This is a genomic window from Paenibacillus sp. IHB B 3415 (assembly GCF_000802655.2).
Taxonomy (GTDB): domain Bacteria; phylum Bacillota; class Bacilli; order Paenibacillales; family Paenibacillaceae; genus Paenibacillus_AQ; species Paenibacillus_AQ phytohabitans.
Genome location: NZ_JUEI01000059.1, coordinates 63,120 through 84,169 on the forward strand (window position 1 = coordinate 63,120; position 21,050 = coordinate 84,169).

The window sequence follows — 21,050 nt, forward strand, 5'->3', positions numbered from 1 at the left end:
CGTATGTCTATATTATCACGATCCGCCAGAGGTCTCATCTCCGTGCGGACTTCCGAAGAGAGAAATGTCTGCTTACGGCTGCCTAACCAGCGGCTGGCTTGCGATCAGCTTAGCCGAGAGCAGATAGCGGTCAGGAGCTGAACCGACGTAGGAGAAGGGATAGCAGGTGATCAGGGTAAGGACAGGTTCTGCGCTTGGCTTAATCGCTCCCCGTGCTTCTGCGTCTACAATCGTGCTCCCTGTGATCTCATAGGTGAACTTCCCCTCCGCCGTTTCGAGTTCAATGATATCGGACACATCCAGATCCCCAAGGCTCCGGAACACTGTGTCGCGATGTCCTGCCAGTACGCTGTTGCCGGTGGAGCCTATGGCTGCGCTTCCTTCGTCATGTCCTGCCCCTTTTTTTAGAGCGGCCCGTCCCGTCCCCTCCAGAATAGCCACCCGTTTGTCCAGCTTTGGAAAATAGATCTCTCCAATAACCTCCCCCTCCGTATATGCGGGATTGGCGCCGCCTTGTTCTACAGGGTTGCTCATCATGCCGTCAGGCAGCGGAGTCTCTTCCTCTGTTGCGGTGGTGAACTGGGCTTCCTCCCTCTTTTTCTCCCAGGTTTGCAGGGCTTCCCGGGCTTCTGCGGGAGCTTTGAAGATCTGGACGGCCGAATACAGCATGACGCATAAAGAGAGTATGAAGATCAGCTTCACGGCTAAGGATATACCGGAACGCTTCTTCATACTCTCTCCTCCAGCCTTGTGCGGATTGTTATTTCTTCGATCCGAGCTTGCGGATGACGATCAGACTGAGAATAGCTACAGCCATGCTGGCCAGAATCAGATTGTACCAGGGCTCTGCGGTATCCGGCAGCCTGCCGTCCTCATCCGGTCCGGCGAGCGGAAGCTCGTCATCGGTAAGGGTTGCCCCGTCATCCGGTGAAGGTGCTGGTGTACTGCCGGCGGTGACAGCTCCGGCGTCTGGCGTAGCGGATGGGCTGCTGCCTCCATTGTTATCCCCGCCGCCCAGCGGTACCGGTGCTTCACTTACAGTCACTTCATCAACTGCCGGTGTTGCCGTAGCGGTTGGTGATGGGGCTGGCGTTAGGGCAGGTGCCGTGCTGCTGGATGGCGGATCCGTTGGGGCCGGTGTTGCTGTTGCTGTTGCTGTTGCTGTTGCTGTTGCTGTTGCTGTTGCTGTTGCTGTTGCTGTTGCTGTTGCTGTTGCTGTTGCTGTTGCTGTTGCTGTTGCTGTTGCTGTTGCTGTTGCTGTTGCTGTTGCTGTTGCTGTTGCTGTTGCTGTTGGCGTGCTGCCGGGTCCCTCTGGCGTTGCCGTAGCAGTCGGTGCAGCCGTAGGCTCAGCAGTCGGTTCTGCGGTAGGCCCAGCTGTAGGGTCTGGTGTCGCGGTCGGTACCGGCGTTGCCGTAGGCTCAGGCTCTGCCGTAGCGGTGAATTCAAAGGCTACACTCACCGTCTTCCCCTGAAATTCATTGCCGGCTTCAGGTGGGAATAACACATCCATCTGGATGGCCTCTTGCGCAGCGCCCTCAAGCGAGCCGATAGTCACCCGGCCTTCTGCCTCGCTCATTACCCCTGAATAGATGATTACTCCCTCTTTTTGCAGGGTCATTTGCAGGATTTTGTACAATTCTGCGTCCCCGGAGAGGAATTTGAAGTCTACAGAATAATCAAACGGGTCATTTCCTTCATTGATGACCGTATAATCTGAAGCCATAGTATCTCCCGGCTGCATGTTGTTCATGGTCGCAGTGCTGGTCGTATGCGAATTTACGGTCAGCTTAATCGTGTCCTCGGCGCTGGCCCCTCCGGCATGCCATACGACACCAGCCAGAACAACTAGAATATAAGCGCCTAGCAAGGACGCGCGATAGCTCTTTTTCACATTCCCGCCCCTCTCTTCTGGGAAGTCATCTTTACTCTATTTCTAGTTCACTCGCCCGCCTACAACCCGTATTTCCTAGCTTATAACCGCCTAATTCTGCAGTTTCCAGCCACGATCCGCCACGATTCATGCCTGCCTGCGCATGCTTTGTCGAATAAAGTGGTTTTTCAGAGAACCACTACGAAACAGGGCGATAGTACCCGATAGAACGAACCCGAAGAATGCTATTGCGCATTTGTTCGTTATAACGAATAACTACAGTATAATCAAATTTAAAGATAAATAAAAACAGTGAAATCGGTTTAAATAAGGTATAAATGAAGATTTAATGTACATAATAATTTGTTTACTACAGTTTACTACTGTTAACTCATTATTTCTCCGGATATTAATGAATAAGTGGTATTTTATAGAGAACGATTCATTGTTAAGCTGTAAATGAAGAGACTAGCGGTGTTTCTTGCATACAAATAGCCCATTTAAGCTACATGCACGGATCTCTCCGTGTGTAGTTAAATGGGCCGGGTATTTGATGGGCGGTCGGTTTATTTCTCCTGCAGCAGCTCGGATACCAGCTTATAAGAGTGCAGGCGTGCGGAGTGATCATAAATCTGTGATGCAATAATCCACTCGTCGGCAGCAGTCTCCTCGAGAATCTCCAGCAGCCGTTCTTTGATTAGCGAAGGATCGCCGGCAATGGAATATTGCTGTTTGCTTAGCAGCATCGCCTTCTCCTGCGGCGTCCAGATTCCATCCAGGCTGTCCACCGGAGGCTGGAGCTTGCCGGTACGGCCGCGGATGATATTCAGGAATTGCTGCTGCTGTGAGGTGGCCAGTCTGCGCGCTTCCTCCACCGTATCTGCGGCGGTTATTCCCAGTCCGATCATGACATGGGGCTTATCGAGCACTGCAGAAGGCTTGAAGCTGCTGCGGTACAAATGCAGTGCCGGCAGCAGGTAATCCGGTGCAAAGTGGCTGGCAAAAGCAAACGGCAGACCGAGCTGGCCCGCAAGCTGGGCACTGAAGCCGCTGGAGCCAAGCAGCCAGATCGGAAGATTCAGTCCTTCGCCGGGAACGGCGCGTACACCGAGCGGGCGGCTGCCCGCCCCGTTAGCGTCGAAATAAGCCCGGAGCTCGCTGAGCTGCTCGGGGAATTCGCTGCCGTCGCTGCCAAGACCACGGCGCAGCGCTCTGGCAGCGGCCTGGTCGGAGCCGGGGGCCCGGCCGAGGCCAAGATCGATGCGTCCGGGATATAAGGACTCCAGCGTGCCGAACTGCTCGGCGATAACAAGCGGTGCATGGTTGGAGAGCATGATGCCCCCTGAGCCGACACGGATACGCTTGGTTCCTCCAGCTACATGTCCAATCACAAGGGACGTGGCAGAGCTGGCAATGCCGGGCATATTATGATGCTCCGCCAGCCAGTAACGGTGGTATCCCCATTCTTCGGCATGACGTGCTAAATCAAGTGTGTTATGAAATGAATCCGCCGCTGTTCCGCCCTCGCGAATAGGGGCTAAATCCAGCACGGAGAACGGAATGTCGTGCAATTGCTTCACCATAATCCCTCCCATAATGGATGCTTCAGCATCAGTAAGCAGTATTTGCAGCTATAGATTGATCTACCCGCCAATTATAACATGAAATAATATTATTTACACACTTTAAGTAAGCGGTACAGAGGAAGAGGGGATATTACGGATGAAGGGATATTACGGATGGAGGGATATTACTGATGAAGAATCTATATCGATTGATCCGGTATTCTTCCGGATCAGTACAGGATTAGCACCGGGCTCATTGCTCTGATCTGCAGGCTGGCTGCGATGGCCCCTTATCCTAAGCATTGTCTAGACTGAACTCAAGATTTCACCATAAAACTCCAACATAAACTCCAACATAAAACCAATCCTGACTAAGCCTTTATTCTGTGATTATTTGAACTTCTAGGCGGCTACCGTTGACGCAGGAATTTTCCGATTTAATCCGCCTCCGTGGCAGAGATCCAGTAACTTATTAAAAAATCCTGCACCAAATACAACATTTCTCCTCTCCTATCGGTCCTAATCCAAAATTGTTGTACAAAAGGCAACATTTCACCTTGTTCAAGCGGCTCAGCAGGATTATTGTTGTATTTCATACAACAATCCGCCCGATCACCCGGCTATCCATCAATCAAAGTTGTAAAACGTACAACATTTATGTCTGCAGTTCTGCAGTATCTATAGTGTCTGTAGTTCTGCAGTTCTGCAGTTCTGCAGTGTCTAAAGTAGCTAAAGTAGCTAAAGTAGCTAAAGTGCTTCCAAAGAAGTCTCCACTCTGCCGCTGGAGAATTGAGTGTAAGGCATTCACGTACGCTTTGACGTACTCCGCCAGTCCCGCAGTGACTGACCGGTAATTTGAATGGTTCTTGTCTTAAGTGCGGTTTATCTAACTGTATTTTGTGCAACTAAAGCGAACACTCATTGCGGTGCGGCATTCCACACTCGCTACTCTCAACAGATATGCAGGCGTTGTTCAGCAAGTTAGATCTATATACGTAAGTTCACTCATTATAGGTACAGCGATTAATGTGCTATAGCTACATAATGATCAGCAGAGTAAGGGTCAGCAGTGAATTGAGAAGCTTTTCAGATGGACGGAGGTGATTAAAAAATAGGCGTTGTCCATTAGCCAAACAGGTAAAATCCGCAGCCGGTGAATAGCATAAAGAGGATTAATTATTGAAAAATCGTCCCAAGTGAAGTTTAATGTAAGCGCATAACAAAGATCTTGCCAAGTTACGGAAGCCTTGCTATAATCGCTTTGAAAAGCTTTTCTAAATAGAAACGGCTACGCTGTGCTTCAGGAAAGCCTATGCTTCCGGAGCAGCGATATTACATATCGGCTCAGGTATCCGTTTCAGCGAGAAAGATAAGGAACATTTATTGCGTAAGCATATAAACTCTTATCTTTATAAAAAGGAAGTCAGAGCTATGAAGCCAACAATCAGAGATGTAGCCAGGATGGCCGGTGTATCCATCAGCACGGTTTCCCGTGTAATGAATGCGCCGGACACGGTAGTTGAGAGTAAACGCAGCCGGGTGATGGAAGCCATAGAAGCGCTGAAGTATCAGCCTAATGCGTTTGCGCGCGGTTTGATTTACAAGAAGTCTTTTACACTGGGCCTGCTTATTCCCGATATTGAGAACCTGTATTTCGCGGGGGTGATCCGGGGGATGCAGGATGCCTGCATTAAGCTCGGCTACAGTCTGATGATCTGCAATACAGACCGTGACAAGGAGCGGACGCTGTCTTATATCGATACCTTCCATGAGAAGCAGGTGGACGGAGTCGTGTTCGCCAGTGATGTGCTGTACCCGGAGTATTATGAGAAGCTGGTAGGCTGCAGAATTCCGTTCGTGCTGGTCTCTTCCCACTCTGATGAGTATGAGGTGGCTTCGGTGGAGGTCGATGATGAGAAGGCAGCGTATGATGCGGTGAAATTCCTGATTGAGCTGGGTCACCAGGAGATCGGAATGATCGGCTTCAATCATGATAACTCGGTGTCCGGGCCGCCGCGTGTTGCTGGATTCGTCAGAGCGCTCAAGGAATTCGGTTTGGAACGTAATGTGGAGAAGGTCAAATACGCCAATCACCGCTTTGAACAGGCGTATCAGGCATCGCATGAGCTGTTCAGTGAGTATCCGGAGCTGACTGCTGTATTCTGCGTGGCCGATGAGTTTGCCATGGGAACGATCTCTTATCTGAAGGACCGCAATATTCTGGTGCCGGGTCAGGTGTCGGTAATCGGTTTCGACAATCTGCGGATGTCCGGCATGTTCATTCCGAAGCTGACAACGATCGCACAGCCGATTTATCAGCTGGGTTACCGGGCTGCGGAGAAGCTGCATGAGTTATTAACGACCGGCTCTGTGGCTGTCATGAAAGAAAAGATGGAGCATAAGCTGGTTGTAAGAGAATCCTCGCGTGAGAAATGAAACCTGCTTGCGGGCAGGATTGAAGCGCTGCTGCCTGGGTTGTGGAGGGGCAGAGCGGTCTCTTTTTCTAAATTTGAAAAGCTTTTCACAGGGATTCAGCAGATTAATGTAAGTTAATATGGTTAGTTTACACGGAAATCTGCTGGAAATACGATTGCCAGAGGTAGAAAGGTGCAGGAATATCACAAATTAAAAATAAAACGTTGGAAAAGATGAATTTGCAGTATTGGAAACGCATTCAGTATGTGATATTATGGAAATGTAAGCGCTATATCTATGTTGCTGACTCAGGAATCCCTGACATTAAACTGTACAAATTATCATACTCTGAAAAGCTTTGCAAGGAGGTGGTCCAGTGCTCAGCCGGTAGCCATTCCGGGAATTAAGCTGACCTAATGCAGTCTCTAAAAACAATTAAAGGGGATGTATGAAACAATGAAGAAGGCTCCAGGACGTAAACTGTCACTCGCTATGGTGCTGTGTTTATCCTTCACCCTGATGCTCAGCGGATGCGGCGGGAATAACAATAATGCGGCACCGACGGAAGCCCCGGCGGCAACAGAAGCTCCGGCAGCAACAGCAGCAGATAACAACCAGGAATCGACAAATAATGCGGAGGCTGCAGCTGCCGGCAGCCCGCTGGACTTAGCGATGAAAGGTGAATATAAAGGGACTAAGGTAACGATGTTCGGCCCGTTTGTGGACGCCGACCAGGTGAAATTTGAGAGCAGTATCAAAGAGTTTGAAGAAAAAACCGGCATTGATATTCAATATGAAGGCTCCAAGGAATTCGAAGCTACGATTAATATCCGTGTTGACGGCGGCAACGCTCCCGATATCGCTGACTTCCCGCAGCCGGGTCTCCTGGCTTCCATTGCCAAAACCGGCAAGGTAGTCGATCTGACCGGGGTGCTGGATCAGGAGAAGCTGACAGCCAATTACAATAAGAGCTGGCTGGATATGTCCACCATGGACGGTAAGGACGGCAAGATTATGGCCGGGATCTGGAACCGCAGCAACGTGAAGAGTCTGGTCTGGTATCCGAAGAAGCAATTTGACGATGCCGGATACACGGTTCCGCAGACTTGGGATGAGATGATGGCGCTGACAGAGCAAATTGCCAAAGACGGTGATCCTGCCTGGGCTATCGGCATTGAGAGCGGCGCGGCTACCGGCTGGGCAGCCACCGACTGGGTGGAGAACATTATGCTGCGCACCACAACTCCTGAGAACTATGACAAGTGGGTAAGCGGGGAGCTGCCGTTCACCTCTCCTGAAGTGAAGAATGCTGTAGAAGTGATGTCCAAAATCTGGCTGAACAAGGATTATGTATACGGCGGAGCTAAGTCCATCGTAACCACTGCTTTCGGTGATGCTCCGAAGCCAATGTTCGAGAACCCTCCCAAAGCCTGGTTCAACCTGATGGGGAACTTCATCACCAGCTTCTTCCCGGAAACCGCCAAGGTTGATGTAGATTATGACTGGTTCTACCTCCCGCCGATTGATGAGCAATACGGCAAGCCGGTTCTGGTAGCAGGCGACATCTACGCGATGTTCAATGACCGCCCTGAAGTACGTGCAGTAATGGAATTCTTCACTACAGGCGAATCGATCAAGAGCTGGGTACAATCCGGCGGTGTAGTGGCGCCAATGAATGATGCTCCGCTGGACTGGTACCAGTCCGAATCCGACCGCCGGATGGCGCAGCTGGTGCAGGATGCTTCAACCCTGCGGTTTGACGGCTCTGACCTGATGCCGGGCAAGGTGGGTGCAGGCACGTTCTGGAAAGGCATGACCGACTATGTGAGCGGTACGGCTACTCTGGATCAGGCGCTGGAGCAGATCCAGTCCGGCTGGAACAACTAAGGAGCGTGTAAGCGGGACTTAGGGGGACGGAAATGATGAAGAGGGGCAGGGCAGCAGTGATGAATCCTGCCCCTCTTTTTCTTGTTAAAGAATGCTTATGTAGAGAGTTTTGCTGCGCAAAACTTATTAGGAGGAACTGATATGGATGCACAAATAAAGCCGGAGGCCGGTGCCCCAGGTACGCAGGCCAAGCAGAGAATCAGCGGCCGGGCGGTGCTTTTATCGCTGGGGGTGCTGCTCGCCAACATTGTGATTAACGGGCTGATCTTCTTATTTTTCCGCGATTCTACGCTGAACCCGCTGCTGACTGCGGTGCTTGCCGTGCTGTGGGGCGTACTGGGGGTATATCTGATCTATTACACCCTGACCTGGGCGGTTGAGCAATATCCCGATCGTATCCGCAGGAAAGTGCTGCCCTACGTATTTGTCGGACCCGCGGTTATTATCCTCGGCTGGCTGTTAATCCTGCCTGCGCTGCGGACCCTGTACTTAAGCTTCTTCAATGCTTCTTCGGAGAAGTTCGTCGGACTCAGCAACTATGCTGCAATCTTCAGCGACCATCTGATGGCGACCGCACTGCGCAACAATCTGCTCTGGGTGTTCGTGGGGACGCTGGCCTGTGTATGCTTCGGGCTGCTTATTGCCATTCTTGCTGACCGCAGCAGTTATGAACGTATCGCCAAATCGATCATTTTCATGCCGATGGCCATATCCTTTGTTGCCGCAGGCGTGATCTGGAAGTTTGTCTATTATTATCAGCCGGGCGATGAGCAGATCGGACTGCTGAACGCAATCGTAACCTATTTCGGCGGCGAACCGCAGGCCTGGACGAGTATGCTGCAGCCCTGGAATAATTTCTTCCTCATTATTATCCTGATCTGGATGCAGACGGGGTTTGCCATGGTCATCTTCTCTGCAGCCATCAAAGGTGTTCCTGACGATATTCTGGAAGCCGCACGGGTGGATGGCGCCGGTGAGGTGAAGATTTTTTTCGGTATCATGATTCCGTTTATCTCCTCGACCATTCTGACGGTAACCACAACCATTATTGTCTTTACATTGAAAATATTTGACGTCGTCATGGTGATGACGGGAGGTCAATACGATACAGAAGTAGTAGCGACACAGTTCTACCGGCAATTCTTCATGTACCGCAACTTCGGTTACGGCTCAACACTGGCTATCGTACTCCTGATCGCGGTATTGCCTGTTATTCTTATTAATCTGCGTCAGTTCCGCAAGCAGGGGGGATTCTAATGGTCGGCAAAAAGAAAAGAAAAAGCAGCAAAACCGTTGTTAACCTGATACTGGGCGTCATCTGCTTCATCTGGATTCTGCCGACGTTCGGGCTCTTTGCCTCCTCCTTCCGTCCGGCTGCGGATATTCTGCACACCGGCTGGTGGAAGGTCTTCCCCCATCAGGAGTGGAAGGCCGGCGAAACGCTGCAGCTGTCCAAGGATGTGGATCTGCGGCAGCCGATTGAGGTGAACGGTAAAACCTACAGTGATGATCAGCTCAAAGCAGGTGTGAAGGCGGATGACAGCCGCCTGATCTGGGAGAACCGCAGAGCGCGCACGGTCAATATGCAGGAGCAGGGCTGGAAGACTACGCCTGACCTGACGCTTGATAATTATAAGAATGTACTGTCCGGCAAGGAATACAAGCTTAAGGAAGCCGACGGCAGTGAGACGGTGCAGAAGGGCAGCGGATTATCGCAGGCGTTCTGGAATACGCTGACGATTGCCGTTCCGGCTACGGTGATTCCGGTGCTGATCGCTTCTTTTGCCGCATACGCCTTCGCCTGGCTACGGTTCCCCGGACGCAAGACGCTGTTCGTTATCATTATCGCGATGCTGGTGATTCCGATACAGGTTGCGCTGATTCCGGTACTGAAGGATTACACGTCGCTGGGACTCAACGGCAGTTATCTCGGAATCTGGCTGGCGCACACGGCCTTCGGTCTGCCGCTGGTTACGTACTTTATGTATAACTTCATCAGCCAGCTGCCGAAGGATCTGTTTGAATCGGCCTTCATTGACGGGGCCAGCCACTTTACCATTTTCAGCAGACTGATTCTGCCGCTCTCTGTGCCTGCGCTCGCTTCCATCGGAATCTTCCAGTTCCTCTGGGTGTGGAATGATTATCTGGTGTCGCTGATCTTCATCGGCAACCAGCCGTCGGTGCAGGTGATGTCCATGAAGATCGCCGATCTGGTCGGCTCACGCGGCAATGACTGGCATTTGCTGACTTCGGCTGCGTTTATATCAATGCTGATGCCGCTGGCGATCTTCTTCCTGCTGCAAAAGTATTTCGTCAGAGGTCTGATGGGCGGTTCGGTGAAAGGCTGAGCCCTTCGCTCAGCAGCAGGTGCCGGGTGTACATGAGTACCGCCATTTCAGGCGGCAATGTAAAGAGCGGAGGTCTGTCCCCCGGAGATCCGATGCGGCGGTCAGGAGAAATTCGCAATCAGGAGGAGAATATAGAGATGAAGATGAAGCCCTATGAACATCCGCCGGCATTATATCCTTACCGCGAGTGGAGTCTCGGTGAGGAACACTACGAGGATGAGTATAATCAGCGGAGCGAGAGCGTATTCGCGCTCGGCAACGGATATATCGGTATGCGCGGTAATTTCGAGGAAGGCTACCACGGCAAGGCGGGCACTTCCGTAGCCGGGAACTATCTGAACGGATTCTATGATTCTGAGCCGATTGTCTATCCCGAAGGGGCTTTCGGGTTCCCTTCCCGGAATCAGGCGATGCTGAATGTGACTGATGCGCGTATGATCGAACTCAGTATTGAAGGACATGATTTCCGGATGGACCAAGGGAAGGTTCACCGGTATGAACGCCGGCTGGATATGCAGAGCGGTATTCTGCACCGGGAGGTGGAGTGGGAATCCCCTGCCGGCCACCGGGTGCTGCTGGAGATCCGCCGGATGGTGTCGCTTGCGCACAAGCATCTGGCCGCAATCGACTATGCAGTGACCGCGCTGAACTTCTCCGGCACGCTGAAGTTTGAATCTGCCGTGGACGGCGAGATCCGGCGGCCGGAGGCCACCAATGATCCTCGGCTGGGCGCAGGCAGTGCCGAGCCCAGCCTGCTGCTGGAGGATACCGGCTACGACGCTGCCACCCGGAAGCTGTGGATGAAGCAGCGGACACGGCATACGCGGTTTGCGCTGCTGACCGCAGTCAGCCATGCGCTGCAGGCAAAGTCCGGCCGCGAGATGAGCCACCAGCTGATCGGACAGCGGATATCGGTGTGTTATGCTGCTGCGGTGCGCAGCGGTGAGACCGTAAGACTCACCAAATATATAACCTATCACACCTCCAAGGATTACGTGGAGGAGGAGCTGCATAACCGGAGTGACAGTGTGCTGGAGATGGCCGGAGACCTTGGATTCACCGGTCTGGCCGGGGAGCAGCAGGAATATCTGGATACCTTCTGGGCGCATACGGATGTCGAAATCAAGGGCGACCCGGCGCTGCAGCAGGGTATCCGCTTTAATGCTTTTCAGCTGCTGCAATCGGCAGGCCGGGACGGCGCGACCAATATCGGAGCCAAAGGCTTAACCGGAGAAGGCTATGAAGGCCATTATTTCTGGGATACGGAAATGTACATGCTGCCGTTCTTCACCTTCACCCAGCCTGAAGTCAGCCGGGCGCTGCTGGAATTCCGCTATGCTACGCTCGGCAAGGCGCGGGAGCGTGCGGCGGTCATGTCCCAGAAGGGGGCACTGTATCCATGGCGGACGATAGACGGCGAGGAGAACTCCGCCTACTTCCCTGCTGGGACCGCCCAGGCCCATATCAATGCCGATATTGCCTACGGGCTGAAGCAATACGTGCTGGCAACGGGCGACACGGAATTCCTGGTTGCCCAAGGGGCGGAGATTCTGTTTGAGACCTCGCGCTTCTGGGCCGATCTCGGTCACTACAACCCCGCGCGCGGAGGCGCCTTCTGCATTGATGCTGTGACTGGACCGGACGAATATACGGCGATTGTGAATAACAATGCCTATACCAATCTCATGGTTCAGGACCAATTCATATATGCCTATGAGACCGCCCTGCTTCTGCAGGAGGAATATCCTGCTGACTATGAACGCCTGCAGCTGGCTATAGGACTGTCCATGGAAGAGGCTGAGGGCTGGAGGGAAGCCGCCGGAAGGATGTTTATTCCTTTTGACAATGATCTCGGCATCTATGCCCAGGATGATACGTTCCTGGCGAAGCAGAAATGGGATTTCGAGCACACACCGCCGGATAAATATCCGCTGCTGCTGAATTATCATCCGCTGGTGATCTACCGCCACCAGGTGCTGAAACAGGCGGATCTCGTGATGGCTATGTTCCTGCTCGGGAACAAGTTCAGCCTGGCGGATAAAATCCGCAACTATAATTATTATGAGCCGCTAACCACCCACGACTCCTCCTTGTCGCCTTGTATTCACAGTATCATGTCTGCTGAGATCGGTGATTTAACCGGGGCATATGCCTACTTCGACCGCACTGTGCGGATGGATCTTGATGACATTAACCGCAACGCCAAGGACGGGCTGCATATGGCGGCGATGGCCGGCTCGTGGATGTCGATCGTGAACGGTTTTGGAGGGTTGCGGCTGTATGAAGGGGAGCTGAGCTTTGATCCTGCCCTGCCGGAGCAGTGGGAGAGCTACCGCTTCAAGATCACCGTGCGCGGGCAGCTTCTGGATATATTCGTTGATCGTGAGGTTGCCGTATATACGCTGTTGGCCGGCACGGGTCTTGAGATCCGGCATAAGGACCAGCTGCTGCGGCTGCTTCCGCAGGAGCCGGTGAAGATTTCGCTTGCGGGCCGGCTCCAGGCGGTAATCTTCGATCTGGACGGCGTCATTACCGATTCGGCTGAATATCATTATCTGGCCTGGCAGGCACTCGCCGATGAGCTGGGCATTCCCTTCAGCCGCGAGAAGAATGAACGGCTGAAAGGGGTCAGCCGGATGGAATCGCTGGAGATAGTGCTGGAGGGCAGCGGACTTGCGCTGCTTCCAGAAGCCGAGAAGCTCCGGCTGGCGGAGAAGAAGAACGATCATTACAAGCAGATGATCGGCCGTATCACCCCGGCTGACCTGCTGCCGGGGATTCCTGAGCTGCTGGATTCCCTGCGCGAGCGGGGAATCTCTGCGGGGCTGGCCTCGGCCAGCCTGAATGCGCCGCTGATTCTGGAGCGCCTCGGCGCAGCCCATTGGTTCCAGGCGGTCGCCGACCCGGCTGAGCTCCGGAAGGGCAAGCCCGACCCGGAGATCTTCCTCAAGGCGGCGGAGCTGCTTGGGGCCGCGCCGGGCAACTGCATCGGCGTGGAGGATGCGGCCGCAGGGGTCGCCGCGATCAAGGCGGCGGGCATGAAGGCTGTAGGTATTGGCAGCGCGGCGCAGCTGGGCGCTGCTGACCTGCTGCTGCCGTCTACCTCGGCGCTGGATGCCGGGAAGCTGCTGGAGCTGTGCGCGAGATAAGTGGCAGATAGGCTTGGCTGCGGTGGTGGAAAGGATGGAAGTACGGCAAGAAAAGGGGGGCGTAGTATGCTGAAGTGCTCCGCTTTGCATTTAAGTGAGATATTAGACGCCCGTGTTCCCTCAGTAGGTGGGGAACACGGGCGTCTTTGTTGAAATTCAAGAATGTATAAGTTTCACACGATTACTTCTCCTTCTATTTCCCGCTGGAATGGACCGTCCTTATTAAGGGACGGCAAAGCTATTTCTTACTGGTTAGGGATATTTTTCGCTGGGCTATCCCAGCCCTGCTCCGGGAACATTTGCCGCAAGTGATGCTTCATGTGATCCACGTAGTCCTCAACCAGCCATTGCAGCGTGACTGTAGTACCGTCGTTTCGCAGGAAGAGGAGGGCCAGCTGCTCAGCAGACAGGCGTGAAACTGCGCGCAGGACCGACTGATTCAGGCTGATCCACAGGGTCAGCACTTCTTCATGCGGAGCCGAGGCATACTGCTGGGCAGTCATCCATTCATTCTGGTCATAATAAGCCAGCTGCAGGGGCTGCGGTTCGTACTGAACCTTGATAAACCGGGTGAGATTGTTGATTGCCGAATCGCATAAATGTCCGAGTAGTTGCAAACAGGACCATTTGCCTCCCGGACGCGGTGCGGCGGCTTCCTCTGGAGTGAGACGGTTATACGCAGCGGGTACTGCTGCCAGCAGCAGCTGCAGCTCAGCAATCGTAGGCGTTAGCATCGAACCATCCTGCCTTTCAATTATAAAGTGTGAATAGGATAGGATCAGGAGTCTATCCCTGAATCAAATATAGAAACTATTAAGAAACTATTAAGAAACTATTGAGAAACTATTGCTGTACTCCTCTAATCCCGCCGAAAGTGGGCGGAAGGGGTAAATGAAAGGGATAAATCCCTCTGATTCCGCCGGAAGTGGGCGGAATGGGGAAATGAAAGGGATAAATCCCTCTAATCCCGCCGGAAGTGGGCGGAAGGAGTAAATGAAAGGGATAAAATCCCTCTGATTCCGCCGGAAGTGGGGGGAATGAGTAAATGAAAGGGATAAATCCCTCTAATCCCCGCTGGAAGTCGGCGGAATGAGTAAATGAAAGGGATAAATCCCTCTAATCCCGCCGGGATAAATCCCTCTAATCCCGCCGAAAGTGGGCGGAATGAGTAAATGAAAGGGATAAATCCCTCTAATCCCCGCCGGAAGTGGCCGGAATGGGGAAATGAGGGGCATAAGTGCCCTTGATTCCGCCAGATGCGGGCCTAAGGAGGAAATGAGGGACATAAGTGCCCTTGATTTCGCCAGTTGCGGGCCAAAGGAGGAAATGAGGGGCATAAGTGCCCTTGATTCCGCCAGATGTGGCCCAAAGGAGGAAATGAGGGGCATAAATGCCCTTGATTCCGCCAGTTGGGAGCCAAAGGAGGAGACGAGGGGCATAAGTGCCCTTGATTCCACCAGATGCGGGCCCAAGGAGGAAATGAGGGGCATAAGTGCGCTTGATTTCCCAGACGTGCACCAAAGGAGGAAATGAAGAGCATAAGTGCGCTTGATTTCCCCAGGCTTCACCGGAGCTACCCCAGAAGCAGTCTGAATGAAGCCATGCGTGGCGGCCTGGAAATCTGCATGAGCTGCCCAGGCCGTATAAGTCATATAACCGTATAAGCTCCAGCCTGATTCACCCGTTAGGGTGACTTTGTGTCTGTGTCTGTGCCTGTGTCTGTGCCTATGCCCATGTCTGTGCCTATGCCCATGTCTGTGCCTATGCCCATGTCTGTGCCTATGCCCATGTCTGTGCCTATGCCCATGTCTGTGCCTATGCCCATGTCTGTGCCTATGCCCATGTCTGTGCCTATGCCCATGTCTGTGCCTATGCCCATGTCTGTGCCTATGCCCATGTCTATCCCTATATCTATCCCTATCCCTATCCCTAAGTCGTAGCGCCCTCCTCCAGCTCCACGGGCAGGATGTATGCTGACTCGACATGCTCACCCTGCACCTGCCGCAGGATTAGATCGACGGCCAGCTTGCCCATCGCCTCCATCGGCTGGCGGATAGAGCTGATGGCGGGATACAGCAGGCTGCGAAGCGCGATGCCGTCATAGCCGATAATCCGCACATCTTCGGGAACGCGCCGCCCTCTGATCTGGCAGGCCTTCAGGGCACAGGCGGCAATGATGTCACTGCCGGCGAAGATGCCGTCCACCTCAGGATGCTCGCGGAACAGCTGGGCCAGCAGCAGCTCATAAGCTTCGAAGTCGAAGCTGTTGTTGTCCGTATGCAGCGAAACGTACTGGGCACCATGCTGCTTCGCGGTTTCTTCAAAGGCCACGCAGCGCAGATGCGATAAAATATTCAGCTTGGGATGCCCGCCGATATGGGCCAGGCGGCGGCAGCCTTTTTGAATCAGCAGGGTCGTGGCCAGCCGTCCTCCCGTGTAATTATCCGAGCATACATAAGGAATATCCGGCGAAATCTGCCGGTCAAAGGTAACCAGAGGCAGGTTCATCTGCCGGTAATCCTCTACTTCAAGCGTATGGCTGCCCATAATAATGCCGTCCACCCGGCTTGCGCGCAGCATGTTGATATACTCCTGCTCCTTCTGCTTGTCCTGCCACGAGTTGCACAGCAGCAGCTTGTAGCCTTCCCGGTAGGCATGTTCTTCAATATGACTGGTCAATTCCCCGAAAAAGGGCAGGGAAACATGCGGAATAATCAGTCCGATGATGTTTGATTTCGAGCGGCTGAGGGAGCGGGCCAGTTCATTCGGGCGGTAATTGAGCTCGTCCATCGCCTGGTGCACCTTCTGCTTCAATTCTTCACTTAAGTAACCCCTGTTGTTCAGCACCCGGGATACGGTGGTTGCCGATACGCCAGCCTTCAGCGCAACGTCTTTGATGGTCGGCATGGCCTGGCCTCCTGTCTAAGCAGTCAACTGCAAATTCATTCTAACGTGAGCGCTGTTCTCTGTCCACAAAGGCCGCAGCTCCGCTCTATTTGTTGTTTATTAAAATATCGTTTCCCCCTATAATTATAAGAAAGCGGCAAATTTAAAAGATAAGAATTCATTTGCTTTATGCAATAAATTATCCTTATCTTTTACGCTGATACCGGCCGGTGCAGAATGGGGTGCTTTTTTCGTTTAAAAGAGGGATGGGAAGTGGGTTTAACGAATTAGTATTTAGTATAATGTCGAAATTCCTCGTTTTATAATCGAAATCTGAGTTTGAGATAGATGAACGGGAGTGTGCAAATGGGTGTAGATAAAATTCATCTCAGGTTGTTAAAAAGCTTGCTCTTGCCGCTGTTTATCTTACTGTGTACGACAGAAGGCACACACGCCTACGCCGAAGAACTTCCCGCTCAGAATGTGCTGGTGCTGCATTCCTATCAGAAAGGTTTTGCCTGGAGTGATGAACAGAGTGCGGGCATTGAAGAACGCCTCAAGAGCGCAGCTGCTCTGCCTGTAATCTATACCGAGTACATGGATTGGAAACGGTATCCCAATCAGGAGAACCTCGAACACTTCTACGAAACGATCAAATTCAAGTATCAGAATATCCGTATTGATGCGGTTCTCACCACAGATGATGCAGCCCTGAGCTTTGCCATGAAATACCGAGGGGAGATTCTGGATAATGCTCCGATCATCTTCAGCGGTGTCAATGAGCTGGGTGTGGCCGGCATCCCGGACACTCACAACATCACAGGTGTTATCGAGAAGATTGATCCTACGCGTACGATCCAAATGGCGCTGGAGATCAACCCTTCCGTGAAGAAGGTTTATGTTGTTTTTGATAATTCGGAGAGCGGGTTGTCGACCGGCAAAATGGTCATGGATCAGATTGACGCGCTGAACCTGGGGCTGGAGATCCTCCCTATGAACCGCTTTTCTATTGAACAAATTAAAGCAACGGCATCCGCCCTGTCTCGAGACAGTATTGTGCTGATGACTACATACTATAGTGACTCTACCGGAAGAATTGTTGAGTTTGACAGGTTCTCAAGTGAACTGGGCAAGAGCAGCAGTGTTCCGGTGTACCATATTTATGATTTTGGACTAAACCACGGTGCCTTTGGCGGCAGTCTGATCAGCGGCAGAATTCAGGGCCAGACCTCAGCGGAGCTGGCGCTGCGCATCCTGCAGGGGGAGAGTGCGGATAATATCCCTGTTGTGACTGACAGCAATGTCCGCAATGTATTTGACTACAACGAGCTTCAGCATTTCAGCGTACCGCTGGACAAGCTGCCGGAGGGCAGCGAAATCATCAACAAGCCGTTCTCCTTCTATCAGACCTACAAAGTGCTGGTACTGAGCATTATTGTCGCTTTTGCCGTGCTGCTGACCTTTATCTTTGTTTTATTATTCTATGTACAGCTGGTGAAACGGATCAGAAGCAATCTGGAGAAAAGCAATGAACGCTTCAGCCTGGCCACCTATGGCGCGGACGCAGTAATCTGGGACGTGGACATGTCCACGATGATCTATTACTTCTCGGACAGCTGGTACGAGCTGCTGGGGTATGAACGGGATGAGGTCAATGAGACCCGCGGCGGCTGGAGAGACCTCCTGCATCCTGAGGATGCCGAGCAGGAGGACCGGCTGCGGACCCAGCATCTGGAGGGTCGTTCTTCGTATTACTACGCCGAATACCGGATGCGCAGCAAGTCGGGGGAATACAAGTGGTTCCAGGCCCGGGGCAAGGTGCTGCGTAATGCAGGCGGCGGATATATCCGGTTTGCCGGGTCGATGGTCGATGTCACCGACCGCAAAGGGTATGAGAGCAAGCTGCAGATGAGCTATCAGGAGCTGGAGTCTACCTATGAGGAGCTGACAGCACTGCAGGATGAGCTGCTGGAACAGTATAACAAGGTGGTGGAGAACCAGGCGCTGCTGCAGACCAGTGAAGAGAAGTACCGCCTGCTGGCCTATAATGATGTACTGAGCGGCCTGCCGAACCGGCTGTCGCTTTCCGAAGAGCTGAAGAAATTTATTCAGGAGCACTCCGGCGGCCATGCGGCGCTGTTCTTCCTGGACATTGATAATTTCAAGTATATCAATGATTCGATGGGCCACACCTTCGGCGATGAGCTGCTGGTGAAGGTCGGCGAGCGGCTGCTGGAGCTGTCCGACGGGCGCAGTAAGCATTTCCGCTTCGGCGGCGATGAGTTTGTGATTCTTTTCAAGGATGTAGACGGGTATAGTGAAGTGATCCGCTATGCGGACTCGTTGGTTCAGGGCTTCAAAGAGCCGTTCCAGCTGAGTGCCAGTGTTGTACATATCTCGGCCAGTATCGGGATTGCCCAATATCCGGAGAATGGCGTGAACGCGGAGGAACTGCTGAAGAATGCCGACATTGCCATGTATAAAGCGAAGGAAGCAGGCAAAGGCATTTATGTGATCTACGGGCGTGAGATGCAGCAGCATTTTGATGAGCGGATGATTATTGAGATGCATTTAAGAAACGCCATCTCCAATAACGAGCTCTCGCTGCATTATCAGCCGCTGGTGGATATCGGTTCGAACGAGATTTGGGGCTTCGAGGCCTTGATCCGCTGGAACAATCCCGTGCTGGGCTTCGTATCGCCGTTGTCCTTCATTAAGATCGCCGAGGATTGCCGGCTGATTGTGCCTATCGGGGAATGGGTGCTGCGCACCGCCTGCCAGTTCATCAAGGATCTGCAGAGCCAGGGGTATGCGGGCTACCATATCTCGGTTAACATCTCGGTCATTCAGCTGATGCTGGATGATTTCACGGATATGGTGCTTACGGTGCTGCGGGATACCGGACTTGCCCCGGAATATCTGGAGCTGGAGATTACAGAGTCGATCTTCATGGAATCCTTCGAGGCCATCAGCTCCAAGCTGGAAGCACTTAAGGATAAGGGAATCGGCATCGCGCTGGACGACTTCGGAACGGGCTATTCTTCACTGAGCTATCTGAAGCAGCTGCCGATTACCACACTGAAGATCGATAAGTCCTTCATCGACAGTATCGATACCCCGAACAACATGTCGCTGGCCAGCTCCATTGTGACCATCGGCCACGATATGGGCCTGAATGTTACTGCAGAAGGGGTAGAGACCCCGGAGCAGCTGGCTTTTCTGGAGCGGACGAGCTGTGACAAGATTCAGGGCTATTATATCAGCAGGCCTATCCCGGAAAAAGAGGTTGCGGGCTGGGTTGCCGGACGGCGTGCGGGCTGAAGCAATAAGTATACGGAATGTACTCCGTTTATAGTCTGGGTATGTAATATAACAACAAAAAGGAAACCTCCTTTTAGCAAGGGAGGCTTCCTTTTTGTTTTTTCTTTTTTCGCAAAAGTGGGGTAGGGGCTATCCCGTCTCCATAATCCTCTACTTCAGCAGCTTCCGCGCCAGCTTGACCTTGTTGCCGTAAGGCGGATAGACAATCCCGAAATCCAGTCTCGTGCTTCGCTTAACAATGCTCTTGCGGTGGGAGAAAAGCTCAAAGCTATGCTTGCCGTGATAGCCGCCTATCCCGGAATTTCCCACACCGCCGAACGGCAGATGGGTGCTGGCTACATGGGTAATGGTATCATTCACACAGCCGCCCCCGAAGGAAACGCTGCCCATCACCTGCTCCTCGACCTGCTTATCCTCAGTGAACAGATAGAGGGCGAGCGGCTTGGGGTGATCGTTGATACTCCGGATAGCTTCGCTAATCTGGCTGTATTCCATAATCGGCAGCACAGGTCCGAAGATTTCATCCTCCATCGAGGCATCGCTCCAGGAAGCCGGGTAGATCAGGGACGGCTCGATGTACAGATCCTCCGGAACAACGCTGCCGCCCAGGATCAGCTTATCGCGGTCCTGCTCAAGCATCTCTTCAATCCGCCGCAGCTGGCGTTCATTCACAATCCGTCCGTAGTCTGTGTTATGCCGGATATCCGTTCCGTAGAATGCAGTGATGTTGTGTTTGATCCGCCCGATCAGCTCAGCTGCAACATCGCTATGGACCAACAGGTAATCGGGGGCGATACAGGTCTGCCCGACATTGATCAGCTTGCCCCACACGATCCGTTTGGCCGCGGCCTCCAGATTGGCGGTCTTGTCGACAATGACCGGACTTTTACCGCCCAGCTCAAGGGTTACAGGCACTAGATTCTTCGCTGCCGCCTCCATGACAATTCTGCCTACAGGCACGCTGCCGGTGAAGAATATATAATCGAATTTCGCGTGAATAAGCAGATTTGTCGTTTCTTTCTCACCCTGCACCACCCGGATATATGCGGGGTCAAAGGTCTCCCGGATCATGTCTTCAATGACTGCCGAAGTAGCCGGGGTACTCTCGGAAGGCTTCAATACCGCGCAATTGCCGGCGGCAATAGCCCCAATCAGCGGCTCAATCAGCAGCTGGAACGGATAATTGAAAGGTCCGATGATGAGCGCAGTCCCATAAGGCTCTGCTAGAATGCTGCTCTTCGCCGGGAACATGTGCAGCGGTGATCTTACCTTAACCGGCTTCATCCAGCGCCGGAGATGCTTCATCATATAGCCGATGCTGTCCAGCGTAAATCCGATTTCGGTGGCGTACGCCTCGAATTCACTCTTACGCAGATCTTTATTCAAGGCAGCGATAATCCGGGGCTCGCTGCGCTTGATAGCGTCCTTCAGCTTCTGCAGCTGTTCCAGGCGAAAGCCGGGGGTTCTCGTGATTCCGCTGCTGAACCATTGTCTATGCTCTGCCAGCAGCTGGTCGATAGGGGGGGCGGTTAACTGCAACATGCTTGCATCCTCCTCGGGTGAATCTATAGGGACATAACAGCTTGGTTCGTCTAGTCTAGCCCGGTTT

General features: G+C 52.8%; 14 protein-coding genes. 6 read left to right on the plus strand and 8 right to left on the minus strand.

The window, feature by feature from the left end:
- Positions 1-72 precede the first annotated feature (72 nt).
- From QW71_RS23935 to QW71_RS40595, 4 genes are all read right to left on the minus strand, one after another.
- Positions 73-732 (minus strand): sortase, encoded by a 660-nt coding sequence (locus QW71_RS23935; protein WP_052770152.1) that lies wholly within the window; start codon positions 730-732, stop codon positions 73-75.
- Positions 733-760: 28 nt separating this feature from the next.
- Positions 761-1,891, minus strand: coding sequence for a hypothetical protein (locus QW71_RS40855; RefSeq protein WP_039304855.1), 1,131 nt, complete (start codon positions 1,889-1,891; stop codon positions 761-763).
- Between the two features lie 545 nt (positions 1,892-2,436).
- The gene (locus QW71_RS23945) at positions 2,437-3,453 is read right to left on the minus strand and encodes an LLM class flavin-dependent oxidoreductase (RefSeq protein ID WP_083442692.1); all 1,017 of its coding nucleotides are present in this window, start codon (positions 3,451-3,453) and stop codon (positions 2,437-2,439) included.
- Positions 3,454-3,872: 419 nt separating this feature from the next.
- Positions 3,873-4,031: a hypothetical protein gene (locus QW71_RS40595; protein ID WP_160311834.1), complete on the minus strand. Its 159-nt coding sequence runs from the start codon at positions 4,029-4,031 to the stop codon at positions 3,873-3,875.
- Positions 4,032-4,866: 835 nt separating this feature from the next.
- On the opposite strand from QW71_RS40595, the gene QW71_RS23950 reads away from it, so the two are divergent.
- The 5 genes from QW71_RS23950 (at position 4,867) to pgmB (ending at position 13,234) form a co-directional block, all read left to right on the plus strand.
- Complete coding sequence (locus tag QW71_RS23950; RefSeq protein ID WP_039304861.1) at positions 4,867-5,871, plus strand: LacI family DNA-binding transcriptional regulator; 1,005 nt, start codon at positions 4,867-4,869, stop codon at positions 5,869-5,871.
- Between the two features lie 435 nt (positions 5,872-6,306).
- Complete coding sequence (locus tag QW71_RS23955) at positions 6,307-7,737, plus strand: ABC transporter substrate-binding protein (RefSeq protein WP_039304863.1); 1,431 nt, start codon at positions 6,307-6,309, stop codon at positions 7,735-7,737.
- Between the two features lie 141 nt (positions 7,738-7,878).
- Positions 7,879-8,994 (plus strand): carbohydrate ABC transporter permease, encoded by a 1,116-nt coding sequence (locus QW71_RS23960; RefSeq protein WP_042218315.1) that lies wholly within the window; start codon positions 7,879-7,881, stop codon positions 8,992-8,994.
- Positions 8,994-10,085, plus strand: a complete 1,092-nt coding sequence (locus QW71_RS23965) for a carbohydrate ABC transporter permease (RefSeq protein ID WP_039304866.1) — start codon at positions 8,994-8,996, stop codon at positions 10,083-10,085. The genes QW71_RS23960 and QW71_RS23965 overlap by 1 nt, the downstream gene beginning before the upstream one ends.
- A gap of 32 nt (positions 10,086-10,117) precedes the next feature.
- Entirely contained in the window at positions 10,118-13,234 is a 3,117-nt protein-coding gene (gene pgmB / locus QW71_RS23970; protein ID WP_235441531.1) for a beta-phosphoglucomutase, read from the plus strand.
- A gap of 245 nt (positions 13,235-13,479) precedes the next feature.
- On the opposite strand, the gene QW71_RS23975 is transcribed toward pgmB, so the two are convergent.
- The 3 genes from QW71_RS23975 to QW71_RS23990 all read right to left on the minus strand — a co-directional run bounded on the left by QW71_RS23975 (position 13,480) and on the right by QW71_RS23990 (position 16,141).
- Entirely contained in the window at positions 13,480-13,968 is a 489-nt protein-coding gene (locus QW71_RS23975) for a DinB family protein (RefSeq protein ID WP_052770153.1), read from the minus strand.
- A gap of 950 nt (positions 13,969-14,918) precedes the next feature.
- The gene (locus tag QW71_RS39975; RefSeq protein ID WP_052770154.1) at positions 14,919-15,131 is read right to left on the minus strand and encodes a hypothetical protein; all 213 of its coding nucleotides are present in this window, start codon (positions 15,129-15,131) and stop codon (positions 14,919-14,921) included.
- A gap of 32 nt (positions 15,132-15,163) precedes the next feature.
- On the minus strand, positions 15,164-16,141 hold the full coding sequence (locus QW71_RS23990; RefSeq protein ID WP_039304871.1) for a LacI family DNA-binding transcriptional regulator: 978 nt from the start codon (positions 16,139-16,141) through the stop codon (positions 15,164-15,166).
- 345 nt (positions 16,142-16,486) lie between these two features.
- Between QW71_RS23990 and QW71_RS37265 the strand changes: the two genes are divergently transcribed.
- Positions 16,487-19,441 (plus strand): ABC transporter substrate binding protein, encoded by a 2,955-nt coding sequence (locus QW71_RS37265; RefSeq protein ID WP_047013943.1) that lies wholly within the window; start codon positions 16,487-16,489, stop codon positions 19,439-19,441.
- A 150-nt stretch (positions 19,442-19,591) separates the two neighbouring features.
- Here QW71_RS37265 and QW71_RS24000 read toward each other — a convergent pair whose 3' ends face one another.
- A complete protein-coding gene (locus tag QW71_RS24000; RefSeq protein ID WP_039304875.1) occupies positions 19,592-20,983 on the minus strand; it encodes an aldehyde dehydrogenase in 1,392 nt (463 codons plus the stop codon).
- Positions 20,984-21,050 lie beyond the last annotated feature (67 nt).